Origin of the sequence: Micromonospora sp. WMMC415 (assembly GCF_009707425.1) — a bacterium.
In the GTDB taxonomy this organism is placed as follows: Bacteria; Actinomycetota; Actinomycetes; order Mycobacteriales; family Micromonosporaceae; genus Micromonospora.
Genome location: NZ_CP046104.1, coordinates 1,734,873 through 1,747,671, shown reverse-complemented (window position 1 = coordinate 1,747,671; position 12,799 = coordinate 1,734,873). Strand labels below are relative to the sequence as shown.

The 12,799-nt window shown below is 73.4% G+C and carries 9 protein-coding genes and 1 pseudogene; 2 read left to right on the top strand and 8 right to left on the bottom strand.

The window, feature by feature from the left end; genetic code table 11:
• Positions 1-33: 33 nt before the first annotated feature.
• The 3 genes from GKC29_RS08585 to GKC29_RS08575 all read right to left on the bottom strand — a co-directional run bounded on the left by GKC29_RS08585 (position 34) and on the right by GKC29_RS08575 (position 3,364).
• Positions 34-936, bottom strand: coding sequence for a phosphatidylcholine/phosphatidylserine synthase (locus GKC29_RS08585; RefSeq protein WP_155334040.1), 903 nt, complete (start codon positions 934-936; stop codon positions 34-36).
• A gap of 442 nt (positions 937-1,378) precedes the next feature.
• The gene (locus GKC29_RS08580) at positions 1,379-2,293 is read right to left on the bottom strand and encodes an NUDIX hydrolase (protein WP_155334039.1); all 915 of its coding nucleotides are present in this window, start codon (positions 2,291-2,293) and stop codon (positions 1,379-1,381) included.
• A 123-nt stretch (positions 2,294-2,416) separates the two neighbouring features.
• Positions 2,417-3,364, bottom strand: coding sequence for an NUDIX hydrolase (locus GKC29_RS08575; RefSeq protein ID WP_155330312.1), 948 nt, complete (start codon positions 3,362-3,364; stop codon positions 2,417-2,419).
• A 144-nt stretch (positions 3,365-3,508) separates the two neighbouring features.
• Here GKC29_RS08575 and GKC29_RS08570 point away from each other — a divergent pair.
• A pseudogene (locus GKC29_RS08570) lies at positions 3,509-3,820 on the top strand (PspC domain-containing protein); the annotation flags it as partial.
• 112 nt (positions 3,821-3,932) lie between these two features.
• On the opposite strand, the gene guaA reads toward GKC29_RS08570, so the two are convergent.
• Together guaA and GKC29_RS08560 are read right to left on the bottom strand one after the other, a co-directional pair.
• Positions 3,933-5,486: a glutamine-hydrolyzing GMP synthase gene (gene guaA / locus GKC29_RS08565; RefSeq protein WP_155330310.1), complete on the bottom strand. Its 1,554-nt coding sequence runs from the start codon at positions 5,484-5,486 to the stop codon at positions 3,933-3,935.
• Positions 5,487-5,604: 118 nt separating this feature from the next.
• Positions 5,605-7,299: an FAD-dependent oxidoreductase gene (locus GKC29_RS08560; RefSeq protein ID WP_155330309.1), complete on the bottom strand. Its 1,695-nt coding sequence runs from the start codon at positions 7,297-7,299 to the stop codon at positions 5,605-5,607.
• 145 nt (positions 7,300-7,444) lie between these two features.
• Between GKC29_RS08560 and GKC29_RS08555 the strand changes: the two genes are divergently transcribed.
• Entirely contained in the window at positions 7,445-8,575 is a 1,131-nt protein-coding gene (locus tag GKC29_RS08555; protein ID WP_155330308.1) for an LCP family protein, read from the top strand.
• Between the two features lie 46 nt (positions 8,576-8,621).
• On the opposite strand, the gene GKC29_RS08550 is transcribed toward GKC29_RS08555, so the two are convergent.
• The 3 genes from GKC29_RS08550 to GKC29_RS08540 form a co-directional block, all read right to left on the bottom strand.
• The gene (locus tag GKC29_RS08550; protein ID WP_155330307.1) at positions 8,622-10,091 is read right to left on the bottom strand and encodes a M1 family metallopeptidase; all 1,470 of its coding nucleotides are present in this window, start codon (positions 10,089-10,091) and stop codon (positions 8,622-8,624) included.
• A 102-nt stretch (positions 10,092-10,193) separates the two neighbouring features.
• The gene (locus GKC29_RS08545) at positions 10,194-11,603 is read right to left on the bottom strand and encodes a M1 family metallopeptidase (protein ID WP_155330306.1); all 1,410 of its coding nucleotides are present in this window, start codon (positions 11,601-11,603) and stop codon (positions 10,194-10,196) included.
• Between the two features lie 50 nt (positions 11,604-11,653).
• Entirely contained in the window at positions 11,654-12,772 is a 1,119-nt protein-coding gene (locus tag GKC29_RS08540) for a GuaB3 family IMP dehydrogenase-related protein (protein ID WP_155330305.1), read from the bottom strand.
• Positions 12,773-12,799: the final 27 nt, after the last annotated feature.

Here is a 12,799-nt window from a genome sequence, read left to right as displayed (position 1 = left end):
TACCCGCGGCGCCCCTTTCCTGCTGCTTGATCGTCAGACGGTGCGACGCTGGCGCAGCCAGAGCACCGGGCCGCTGAGCAGGTAGCCCGCGACGACGAGGGCGAAGGTGAGCCGGATGTCGACCAGCGCGCCGAGGACCGGGGCCAGCCACAGCCACGGCGGCAGCTTCACCAGGCGGGCGAGCTTCGCGTACGGGAAGCTGGAGACCATGGCGAAGGCGAGCAGCGTCACCCCGCTGACCAGCACCAGCCCCGACACCGGCAGCCCGATGGCGACCGTCAGGGCGAGCACCGCGGCAGCCATGGTGGTCGGCACGCCGCAGAAGAAGCGGCCGTCCTTCGGCGAGACGTTGAACCGGGCGAGCCGGATGGCGGCGCAGGCGGCGACGAGGGCGCAGGCCACCGCGGCGGCGGCCGGCGGCACGGAGCCGGCCAGCGAGGCGTAGACCACCACCGGAGCGGCGAGGCCGAACGAGCACATGTCGGCCAGCGAGTCCATCTGGGCGCCGAACGGGCTGGCCACACCGAGCTTGCGGGCCAGGGCGCCGTCGAGACCGTCGAAGGCGACGCAGGCGATCAGGCAGAGGGCCGCGACCCGCACCTCACCCTGCATGGCGAGGAAGATCGCCAGCATGCCCAGCATGAGGCTGGCCAGGGTGCACGCGTTGACCACCGCGAACTTCATCCGGCGGGCGACGGTCCGCTCGCCGGGGAGCAGCGGGATCGACATCGCCGTCGGGTCGTCGACCGGCGACGCGGGAGCGAGGGCGGGGCTGACCGGGACGACCGCCTCGATCTCGGCGTCGTACCGGCCGTACCGGGTGTCCGCGTACCGGCGCTCGACCAGTGCCACGTCGGTGCCGGCACGGAGGTCGCCGTCCCGGCGACCCACCCGGACCAGCAGCACCTGGCGGGCGAACGTGCTGCTGCGGCGCAGCCGGCCCGCCCAACGGCGCCCTGCGGGGCGCGGACTGTCAGTCGTACGACGCCGGCGCCATGGGGCTCTCGGCACGTTTCCTCCATCACCGGATCGGCTCACCGCCTCGGCGGCGGGTGTCCGGCTGTCTCGTGCCGGACCTCTCTGGCCCGGCAGCCGTTTTGCGGAGTACACCATCGCATAGGGGAACGGGGATTGGCGATAGCTGCCGGCGGTACTTATATCTCCCTTAAACCGCGCGAACCGCTCTCATATTCCCATCCCGGGCCGCATCGCCCGTTTCACCGCCAACTCCCTCACTCGAATGTACCGGACCTGGGCGAGGTCGTCGCGGCGAGCGAGTCCCGGCATCCCTGATGACCGATATATACCTGTTTAATGCTTTGCCGGTCGCCGTGCTCAGGCGCCGTGTCCTCACGTACGGCCCCCGACGGCCGACGGTTCAGCCAACACGCTCCGTGATCGCGCGGCTGGCGATGTCGGTCAGCGGCAGGCCGGCGAGCTGACCGACGTCGAACCACGCCGCGCACTCGGTCGACCCCCCGGCCAGCTCGGTGACCCGCGGCTCGGTCGGCCCGTCCACCGCCACCCGGTAGACCACCCGGACGCCGTGCCAGTCCAGCGGGTACCCCTCCGGCCCGAGCGCGGCCGGGTTGTGCAGGTTGTCCACGCCGATCAGCTCGACCACCCGCCCGAGCTGGCCGGCCTCCTCGACCAGCTCACGCAGCAGCGCGGGCTCCGGCGCCTCCCCGTGGTCGGTGCCGCCGCCGGGCAGGTGCCAGCGGCCGGCGCCCGGGTAACCGTCCGCGATCCGCGTCAACAGCACCCGGCCCCGCGGATCGGTGACCAGCCCGTACGCCCCGAAGCGCTGCCGCCGGCCCGCCGGAAGCGGGGCGGCCTGGTCGGCCGGCAGGGCCGTGGGGAGCCCCGGTGGCAGGGGCGTGACGGCCAGCCCGAGCAGCTCGGCGGTGAAGGGCATCAGCGGCACGGTCGCCGCCTCGGCGGGCGTGAACCAGCCCACCTCGTCGCTGCCCCCGGCCGGCTCCGGCCGGAGCGTGCCACCCCGCGCCGTCACGTCGAACACCAGCCGGTCGGTGTGCAGCGCGATCCCGGCGTCGGCGAAGGTGGCCACGTCCGCGACGGCGGCCCGCATCCCGGCCACCGCCACGGCGAGCCCGCTCTCCTCGGCGAACTGCCGCACGACCGCGTCGGCGGGGTGCTCGGCGTGCGCCAGCCCGCCGCCGGGCAACTGCCAGACGCCCGGGTACGGGCACGCGGCCGACCCCCGCGCGAGCAGCACCCGCCCATCGGCGTCCCGCAGAACCCCGTACGCCGCCACCCGTCGCCGCTGCTCCACGAACCCGTCCCCCGTCCGCACTACGTCGATCATGAAGTTATCGCCGTCGACACCGGCGTGTCCCGACAATAACTTCATGATCGACGTGTGCGGCGCCGGGCGAGCCCGGGGTGAGGTGGGCGATCAGGTCAGGCGGGCGGCCTGGACGGCTTCCGCCGTCACCTCGGTGAGCCGGTCGCTGGGGAGAGCGCCCAGCTCCTCCCGGGCGAACCAGCGGGCCTCGCAGGTGGAGCCGCCCACGTCGGCGACGGTCGGCGGCGCGGGCTGGTCGACCACGACCCGGTAGAACGCGCGGACGCCGTGCCAGTCGATCGGGTACCCCTCCGGCCCCAGCGAGGCGGCGTCGCGGTGGCTCGCCACCCCGAGCAGCTCGACCAGGCGCCCGGTCTGCCCGGTCTCCTCCACCAGTTCCCGGATCAGCGCGGCGCCCGGCTGCTCGCCGTAGTCGGTGCCGCCGCCGGGCAGGTGCCAGCACCCGGCTCCCGGGTAGCCGTCCGAGACGCGGGTGAGCAGCACCCGCCCCTCCGGGTCGGTGACCACGGCGTACGCGGCGAAGCGCTGCGCCCGGTGCAGGCCGTCCGGCCCGGGCACCGCGTAGAACGAGGGGAACTCGGGCGGCTCGTCGGGCACGATGTCCGCCGAGGAGGCCGGCAGGCCCAGGGCACGCGCGGTGAACGAGCGCAGCGGCAACTCGCGGGCCTCGTCGAGGGTGAACCAGCGGGCCAGGTCGGTGGGCCGGTCGACCCGGTCGGTGAGCGTTCCGCCACGGACCGACACCCGGTAGAGGAGGCGGTCGGTGTGGATGGTGATGCCCCGCTCGGGCAGCGCCCGCATGTCGGCCAGCACGTCCTTCAGGCCGGCGACGCTGACCGAGAGCCCGGTCTCGGCCGCGGTCTCCCGGACGACGGTGTGGTGCGGATCCTCGCCGTGGTCGACCGCGCCTCCGGGCAGCGACCACGTGCCGGGGGTGCCGGAGCGCTCCGATGCGCGGACCAGCAACACCCGACCGACTGAGTCAGTGCAGACTGCGTACGCCGCGATCCTGCGGAGCGGCTCCAGCATGGTGGTCACGGGGCCAAATTCTCCCCGCAACCGGCTACCGGCATAGAAAAGAGTCAGATTCCTGACTCTAGGCTCCCGCATCAGGGGCGGGTCAGGGTATGGATCCGGGCGGTCACCGAGGTCGACCGGCAGCCCGGCGCGGACCGTGGAGACATGACGACCACCGGTATTCCCCAAGCCCCGTACAAGCAGCTCCGCCGCCCCGTCACCGACCGGATGGTCGCCGGGGTGGCCAGTGGAGTCGGCCGCTACTTCGACGTCGACCCCACCCTGATCCGGGTGATCTTCGCGGTCACCGGCCTGCTCACCGGCGGCCTCGCGCTGCTCGCGTACCCGATCATGTGGTTCCTGATGCCGGAGGAGCCGGCCGGCGCGCCCGCCTGGCCGCACCCGACGGCGGCCGCGCCCACGCCGACGGCCGAAACCACGCCGACGGCCGGGACCACGACGGCTACCCCGCCCGCGCAGCCGGCCCCGTGGCCGGCGGCGACGCCCGAGGCGACCACCGCGCCGGTCCCGACGCCGCAGAGCCGGCCGGCGCCTCAGCCGCCCGTGCCGCCCGCGGCGTGAGCCCGGCTCACTCCCACTCGATGGTGCCCGGCGGCTTGCTGGTCACGTCCAGGACCACCCGGTTGACCTCGGCGACCTCGTTGGTGATCCGGGTGGAGATCCGGGCGATCACCTCGTACGGCAGCCGGGACCAGTCGGCGGTCATCGCGTCCTCGCTGGAGACCGGGCGCAGCACCACCGGATGCCCGTAGCTGCGCCCGTCTCCCTGCACGCCGACGCTGCGCACGTCCGCCAGGAGGACCACCGGGAACTGCCACACGCCCCGGTCCAGATCCGCGGCGGACAGCTCCTGGCGGGCGATCAGGTCGGCCTTCCGGAGCACGGCCAGCCGCTCCTCGTCGACCGCGCCGATGATCCGGATGGCCAGGCCCGGCCCCGGGAACGGGTGCCGCCAGACCATCGCCTCGGGCAGGCCGAGCTGGAGCCCGAGGGTGCGGACCTCGTCCTTGAAGAGCGTGCGCAGCGGCTCGACCAGCGCGAACCTCAGGTCCTCCGGGAGCCCGCCGACGTTGTGGTGGCTCTTGATGTTGGCCGTGCCGGTGCCGCCGCCGGACTCGACCACGTCCGGGTAGAGGGTGCCCTGCACCAGGAACTCCACGTCGCCGTGGGCGGCGATCTCCCGCGCGGCGGCCTCGAAGACCCGGATGAACTCCCGACCGATGATCTTACGCTTCTGCTCGGGGTCGGTGATCCCGGCGAGCGCGCCGAGGAAGCGCTCCTGCGCGTCGACCACCTTCAGCTTGATGCCGGTGGCGGCGACGTAGTCCTTCTCCACCTGCTCCGCCTCCCCGGCCCGCAGCAGGCCGTGGTCGACGAAGACGCAGGTGAGCTGGTCACCGACGGCCTTGTGGACCAGCGCCGCGGCGACGGCGGAGTCCACGCCGCCGGAGAGCCCGCAGATGACCTCCTTGTCGCCGACCTGCTCGCGGATCCGGGCCACCTGCTCGTCGATGATGTTCTCCGGCGTCCAGGTGGGCTCGATGCCGGCGATGTCGTACAGGAAGCGGGCCAGCATCTCCTGACCGTGCGCGGTGTGCCCCACCTCCGGGTGGAACTGCACGCCCGCGCGACGGCCGGCCAGGTCCTCGAAGGCGGCCACCGGCGCACCCGCCGACTCGGCGGTGACCGTGAAGCCGGCCGGCGCCTCGATGACGCAGTCGCCGTGGCTCATCCACACCGGCAGGTCGTCGGGGAGGTCCCGGAGCAGCACGCCGGCCTCGGGACGGGTGTGCAGCGGGGTGCCGCCGTACTCCCGGTTGCCCGTCTTCGCGACCGTGCCGCCGAGCGCCCGGGCCATCGCCTGGAAGCCGTAGCAGATGCCGAACACGGGCACCCCGGCGTCGAACATGCCCGCGTCGATCTGCGGCGCGTCGGGCGCGTAGACGCTGGCCGGGCCGCCGGACAGGACGATCGCGGCCGGGTTCTTCGCCAGCATCTCGGCGACCGGCATCGTGTGCGGGACGATCTCCGAGTAGACCTTCGCCTCGCGCACCCGGCGCGCGATGAGCTGGGCGTACTGGGCTCCGAAGTCCACCACCAGGACTGGGCGAGGCGTGCTCATGTGCAGAAAGCCTACCCACCGTCACGGCCCGCCCGGCCGCCACCCGGCGGGCGCGTCGGGGTGAGGCTGTTAACAAGGGTCCCCTGCTCTACCGGAGGCGTTAACAAGGGGCCCTTCCTTACCGCAGCGCGCCGGGGGCGTCGGGCGGGACGGCCGGGGTGCGCGGGGGGATCGGGGGGACGCGGACATAGCGGGCGCCGAGGGATGGGCGGGGATCCGGCTCGCCCTTGTTGGGCCAGAAGGACATGGCGCGTTCGGCCTGGGCGGTGATCGTGAGGCTCGGGTTGACGCCGAGGTTGGCCGAGACCGCCGCGCCGTCCACCACGTGCAGGCCCGGGTGCCCGTACACCCGGTGCCAGGGGTCGATCACCCCGTCGTCGGGGGTGGCACCGATCACCGCGCCGCCGAGGATGTGCGCGGTCATCGGGACGTTGAACGGCTCGGTCAGCGCACCGCCCGGCACCCCGCCGATCTCCTCGGCGAGCAGCCGCACCGCCTGGTTGCCGGCGGGAATCCAGGTCGGGTTCGGGGCACCGTGGCCGGGGCCGGAGACCAGCTGCCGGCCGAGCGGCCCGCGCCGCATCCGGGTGGTCAGGGAGTTGTCCGCCGACTGCATGACCAGCGCGATCACCGTCCGCTCCGACCAGCCGCGGACCGACAGCATCCGGGCCGCGACGCCCGGCTGCCGCACGATGGAGCCCAGCCAGCGGCGCACCCGGCGCGGGCCGCCGTCGACCAGGAGCGACTGGAGCAGCCCCATCGCGTTTGAGCCCCGCCCGTAACGGACCGGTTCGATGTGGGTCTGCGCGTCCGGGTGGAACGAGCTGGTGATCGCCACGCCCTCGGTGAAGTCCGTCCCGTCCGCCCGGGCCCGCTGGCGGGGCACCGACGCGCCGAGGATCGCCTCCGAGTTGGTCCGGGTCAGCTCGCCGAGGCGGGACGAGAGCCGGGGCAGCGCCCCGCTCGCCTTCATCCCGTGCAGCAGCCGCTGGGTGCCGAGCGCCCCCGCCGCGAAGACCACCTGGTCGGCGTGGATCACCTGGCGGCGCTTGCGCAGCCAGGCCCCGGTACGCACGGTGTGCACCGCGTACCCGCCGCCCTCGACCGGGCGCACGGCGGTCACCGTCGTCAGCGGGTGCACGTCGACACCGAGCCGCTCGGCGAGCCACAGGTAGTTCTTGACCAGGGTGTTCTTGGCCCCGTGCCGGCAACCCGTCATGCAGCCGCCGCAGTGCGTGCAGCCGGTCCGCTCCGGGCCGGCGCCGCCGAAGTACGGGTCGGGCACCCGCTGCCCCGGCCGGCCGATGTGCACGCCGACCGGGGTGGCGTGGAAGGTGTGCCCGACCCCCATCCGCTCGGCCACCGACCGCATCGCCCGGTCCGCGCCCGTGGTGACCGGGTACGTGGTGACGCCGAGCATCCGCTTCGCCTGGTCGTAGTGGCGGGCCAGCTCGTCCCGCCAGTCGGTGACGTCGCGCCACTGCGGATCGTCGTAGAAGGCGTCGAGCGGCTCGTACAACGTGTTGGCGTAGACCAGTGAGCCACCGCCCACCCCGGCGCCGGAGAGCACCATCACCCCGCCGCCGGCCTTCCGGTCGGCCGCCCGCAGCAGGGTGATCCGCTGGAGCCCGTAGCACCCGAGCCACGGCGCCCAGAGGAACCGCCGCACCCGCCACGAGGTCTCCGGGAACTCCTCGTCGGCGAAGCGGCGCCCGGCCTCCAGGACCCCCACCCGGTAGCCCTTCTCGGCGAGCCGCAGCGCGCTGACGCTGCCGCCGAACCCGGACCCGATGACGACCACGTCGTACCGCATGAACGCATCATTACCGGCGGGTAGCCGTCGCGCCAGGGGCAGTTTGCCGCGATCATGGAAACCCGTTCGACGGATCGTCGAGCGCCGGCGCAACCCGGTGCCCCCGTCCGCGCGTTTCTTCAGGCACGGGGGAAGGGGTGGCCGGATGGTCCTCGGGTCCGACGCGCGCCGTGGGTGGCGCCTCGCCCTGGTCGCGCTCGCCGCCGGCGTCCTGCTCACGGCCGGCGGGGCGGCCGTGGTCCGTACGCTGGCCGACCGCGGCCCGCAGCGGCCGGCGCCCGACGCGAGCGCCACCGGAGCCACCCCCACCCCCACGCCCACGCCGTCGCCCGCACCGACCGGCCCGCCGCCCGGCGCCGCCGCCATCACGGGCCCGCTCAACCTGCTGCTGGTGGGGGTGGACACCCGGGTCAGCGACCCCGCCTGGGAGCCGCACTCGGACGCCGTCCTCGTCCTGCACGTGCCGCGCGGGCTGGACCGGGCGTACCTGTTCTCACTCCCCCGCGACCTGCTGGTCGACATCCCGGCCTTTCCCCGAGCCGACTACCGCGGCGGGCGCACCAAGCTGACCCACGCCATGGCCTACGGCAGCCGGGTGCCCGGCCGGCCGCGCAATCCGGACCCCGCCCAGGGGTACGACCTGCTGCGCAGCACGGTCAGCGGCTACACGGGCCTGCGGATCGACGCCGGCGCCGTGCTCACCTTCGGCGGCTTCGACCGGCTGGTGGACACCCTCGGTGGGGTGGACCTGCGGATCGACCAGCGGGTGGTGTCGCAGCACCGCCGGCCGGACGGTACCCACCGCGCCCCGAAGCCGGGCGGCGGCGGGTACGTCGGGCCGCAGATGGTGTATGAGCCGGGCGTACGGCACCTCAACGGCTGGCAGGCGCTGGACTACGCGCGCCAGCGCTACATGTCCGGTGGCGACTACGCGCGCCAGCGCCACCAGCAGCAGCTGATCAAGGCACTGGTCACGAAGATCCTCGACGAGGACCTGGCCCGGGACCCGGCGCGGGTCGAGCAGGTGGTGGCGGCACTCGGAGACACCCTGATCTACGCCGGTGGGCCGCGGATCGTCGACGTCGCGTACGCCCTGGGCGGTCTGGATCCGGACCGGCTCGTCCTCGTCGGTCTCCCCGGCGCATCCGTCGGCCGGGGCAGCGGCTACCGCGGTGAACAGCTCACCCAGGTCGGGCGCGGGTTCCTCCCGGAGCTCCGGGCCGGCCGCGCCGACGCGTACCTGGCCGCGCATCCGGGGCTGCGGCAGGAATCGTGAGCCCGTCCCCGCCGCCGGCCGGCGGCGGGGACGGGGACACCACCGCTCAGAGCGGCTTGGGAACGGCGGGCTTCCTGGTGTCGTACAGCCACGCGTCGAAGAGCTTGTCCAGCTGCTTGCCGGAGATCCGCTCGGAGAGCTCGACGAACTCCTTCGTGGTGCCGGTGCCGTTCCGCTGCTCCTGCGCCCAGGTCTTCAGGATCTGGAAGAACGCCTTGTCGCCGACCGACACCCGGAGCGCGTGCACGGTCATCGCGCCGCGCTCGTACACCGATTCGCTGAACAGGTTCTTCACGCCGGGCTTACCCGGCGGGGTCCGCCACACCTCCGCCGGCACCCGGGCCATCCGGATGTCGAAGGCCTGCTTCGCGGTGCCCTCGCCGCTGTGCTCGGCCCACAGCCACTCCGCGTACGACGACAGCCCCTCGTTGAGCCAGATGTCCTGCCACCGCTCCAGCGCCACGCTGTTGCCGAACCACTGGTGGGCCAGCTCGTGCGCCACCACGCCGGTGTTCTCGCCACGGCGGAAGAAGCCGGCGGAGTAGACCGGTCGGCTCTGCGTCTCCAGCGCGTACCGGATGCGCTCGTCGGACACGACCACGCCGCCGTACGCGTCCACCGGGTACGGGCCGAACACGGTCTCCAGGTAGTCCGCCACCTTGAGCGTCTTCGCGATCGACGCGTCGGCGGCGCCCTTGGACACCTTCGTCGTGACCGCGTGGAACACCGGCCGTCCCTTGTGCTCGCTCTGGGTGAGCCGGAACTTGCCGATGGCCACCGTGCTGAGGTAGCTCGCCATCGGGGTGTTCTCGGCCCACTTCCAGGTGGTCCAGCCGCCGGTGCTGGTCTTCCCGCCCGGCACGCCGTTGCTGACCGCCGTCAGGCCGTCCGGGACGGTGATCTCGAACTGGTAGGTCGCCTTGTCCGACGGGTGGTCGTTGACCGGGAACCAGGTGCTGGCCGACTCCGGCTGGCCCAGCGCGATCGCCCCGTCGCCGGTGTGCAGCCACCCGCCCTCACCGAGCACCTCGTTCTTCAGCGGCTTCGGCACGCCCGCGTACGTGATCTCGGCGGTGAAGCCGTTGCCGGAGACCAGGCCGGCGGCCGGGGTGACGACGAGTTCGTTCTTCTCCTGCTCGTGCCCGGCGGCGGCACCGTCGATCGTCACACCGCTGACCGTCAACCCGGCCAGGTCCAGGTTGAACGACGACAGGTCCGCCGTGGCCGTGGCCTTCACCGTGGTCACGCCGCTCAACTGGTCCTTCGCCGGGTCGTAGCGCACCTTCACCGTGTACGCCGTGACGTCGTACCCGCCGTTGCCGTAGCTCGGGAAGTACGGGTCGCCGGCACCGGCCGCCCCGGGCGTGAAGTTCCGCGCCGGCGTCGGCGTCGCCGTCGGTGCGGCCGACTGCTCGGGTGCCGCCGTCGGCTCGGACGACTGGCAGCCGCTCACCCCCAACACACCCGCCATCAGCAGACCGACGCCCACCCGAAGGTTTCGTCGTCCACGTACCATCAGCAGTCCTCTCCCCGTCGCCGTGGCCGGTCGACGCCGGCCACCCCGCCCCGCTCCGGCCGGGCGCAGGCGGGAGCCTACCGATCGACGATCACGCGTCCATCACGGCAGGGTCGGCGCGGTCCGCCCGGTCAGCCAGGCGTCGAAGAGCGGGCGCAGATCCTTCCCGGAGACCCGCTCGGCGAGCGCCACCAGATCGTCCGTGGTGGCGTTGCCGCCCCGCCGCTCGGCCGTCCACGTGCGAAGGATCGTGAAGAAGGCGTCGTCACCGACCGTCCGACGCAGCGCGTGCACGGCCAGCGCACCGCGCGTGTAGACGGCGCTGCCGAACAGCTGCCCGCGGCCGGGGTCGAGCGTCGGTCGCGACCAGTCGGTCATCGCGTACCGGAGCTTGAAGTTCCGCTGCGCGGTCCGGCCGCCGTCGTGCTCCTCCCACAGCCACTCCGCGTACGTGGCGAAGCCCTCGTTGAGCCAGATGTCCCGCCAGCGGGCCACCGCGACGCTGTTGCCGAACCACTGGTGCGCCAGTTCGTGCGTGACCACACCGAGGTTGGGTTGCCCGCTCCGGAAGAAGCCCGGCCCGTAGACCGGCCGGGACTGCGTCTCCAGCGCGTACCCCACCCGCGGGTCGGTGACCGCGATCCCGCCGTACGACTCGAACGGGTACGGCCCGAACCGGCCGGCCAGGAAGTCGGCGATCTCGGCGGTGCGGGCCAGCGAACTCGCCTCCGGGCCGGTCGCGGCGAGCCGCTCCGGCACCGCCGTGACGATCGGCTTCCCGGCGTGGGTGCCGGTCGTCACCCGGTAGTCCCCGATCACCAGCGTGCTCAGGTAACTCGCCATCGGCGTCCGCTCGGCCCACCGCCACGTGGTCCGGCCGCCCGCGCTGGTCCGCCCGCCCGGCACGCCGTTGCTGAGCGCCTCCAGCCCGTCCGGGACGGTCACCTCGATCTCGTAGGTGGCCTTGTCGGAAGGGTGGTCGTTGACCGGGAACCAGGTCGCGGCCGAGTACGGCTGGCCGAGGGCGATCGCCCCGTCCTCGGTGTGCAGGAAGCCGCCACTGCCCAGCTGCCCGTCGGGGCGGGCGGTGGGAACGCCGGCGTACGTCACCTCGACGGTGAACCGGCTGCCCCGGGCCAGCCCCCGCTCCGGGGTGACGACCAGTTCGTCGCCGTCGCGGTGGTGTTCGGCCCGGGCGTCGTCGACGGTCACCGCCGTCACGTCCAGCCCGACGAGGTCCAGGTTGAAGCGGGACAGCGGCTCGGTGGCGGTGGCGGTGACCACGGCCCGGCCGGAGAGCCGGTCCCCGGGCGGGTCGTAGTCGACGGCGAGGCGGTAGTTGTCCACGTCGTACCCGCCGTTGCCGGCCCCCGGGACGTACGGGTCGCCGATGTCGGCCGCGCCCGGGTGGAAGCCGTCGTCGTCCCTGGACGGGAGGCAGCCGGCGAGCACGACCGCCGCCGCGACGGCCACGGCCAGGCCCGGGCGGACCGGGGCTGAGGTACGACGCACCGGTCGAGCCTATCGGCGCGACCGGTGCGTGCGGTGCTTCTCGGGGCGGGTCAGCGGTCCAGGACCAGGCCGACCTTCTGGAACTCCTTGAGGTCGCGGTAGCCGCACTTGGCCATCGCGCGGCGCAGCCCGCCGAACAGGTTGAGCTGGCCGTCCGGCTCGTCGGCCGGGCCGAAGAGCAGCTGCTCCATCGAGCCGAGCGGCTCGCCGGCCACCTCGAACGCGCCGCGCGGCAGCGACGGGTGGCTGGCGGCCGAGTGCCACCACGCGCCACCGGCCGGTGCCTCCGCGCACAGCGACAGCGGCTCGCCGAGCATCACCGCGTCCGCCCCGCAGCCGAGGGCCTTGGCGATGTCGCCCGAGGTCATGACGTCGCCGTCGGCGATCAGGTGCACGTACCGGCCGCCGGTCTCGTCCAGGTAGTCGCGCCGCGCGGCCGCCGCGTCGGCGATCGCGGTGGCCATCGGCACCCGGATGCCGAGCACGGAGTCGGTCGTGGACCAGTCGTCGCCGCCGATGCCGACGATGACGCCGGCCGCACCCGTACGCATCAGGTGCAGGGCGGTCTTGTAGTCGGTGCAGCCGCCGACGATGACCGGCAGGTCGAGGTCGGCGATGAACTCCTTGAGGTTGAGCGGCTCCTCGGTCGTCGAGACGTGCTCGGCGGAGACGATGGTGCCCTGGATGACCAGGATGTCGACACCGGCGTCGAGGATGACCGGGGCGAGCGCGAGGGTGTGCTGCGGCGAGACCCGCACGGCCACCGTGCCGCCGCCGGCACGCAGCTCGCGGACCCGCTCGGCGATCAGGTCGGGACGGATCGGCTCGGAGTACGCCTCCTGGAGCCGCTTGGTGTGGCGCGCGTCCTCGTCCAGGCCGGCCAGCTCCTCCAGCACCTTCGTCGGGTTCTCGTAGCGGGTCCACAGACCCTCCACGTTGAGCACGCCGAGGCCGCCGAGCTGGCTCAGCTTCACCGCCGAGGCCGGGCTCATCGTCGCGTCGGAGGGGTGGCCGACGCAGGGGATGCCGAACGGGTACGCGTCGAGCTGCCAGGCCGTGGAGACGTCGTCGACGTCCCGGGTGCGGCGGCTCGGCACGATCGCGATGTCGTCCAGGTGGTAGCCGCGCTGCGCGGTCTTGCCCAGCCCGATCTCGACCACGTCACGCATGGGGACTCCAGGTGGTTGGGGGTGGTG

Bases quoted from the DNA above. Each gene is read 5' to 3' on its own strand.
- guaA (WP_155330310.1), bottom strand. From the start codon at position 5,486: ATGAGCACGCCTCGCCCAGTCCTGGTGGTGGACTTCGGAGCCCAGTAC.
- GKC29_RS08560 (WP_155330309.1), bottom strand. From the start codon at position 7,299: ATGCGGTACGACGTGGTCGTCATCGGGTCCGGGTTCGGCGGCAGCGTC.
- GKC29_RS08555 (WP_155330308.1), top strand. From the start codon at position 7,445: ATGGTCCTCGGGTCCGACGCGCGCCGTGGGTGGCGCCTCGCCCTGGTC.
- GKC29_RS08550 (WP_155330307.1), bottom strand. From the start codon at position 10,091: ATGGTACGTGGACGACGAAACCTTCGGGTGGGCGTCGGTCTGCTGATG.
- GKC29_RS08540 (WP_155330305.1), bottom strand. From the start codon at position 12,772: ATGCGTGACGTGGTCGAGATCGGGCTGGGCAAGACCGCGCAGCGCGGC.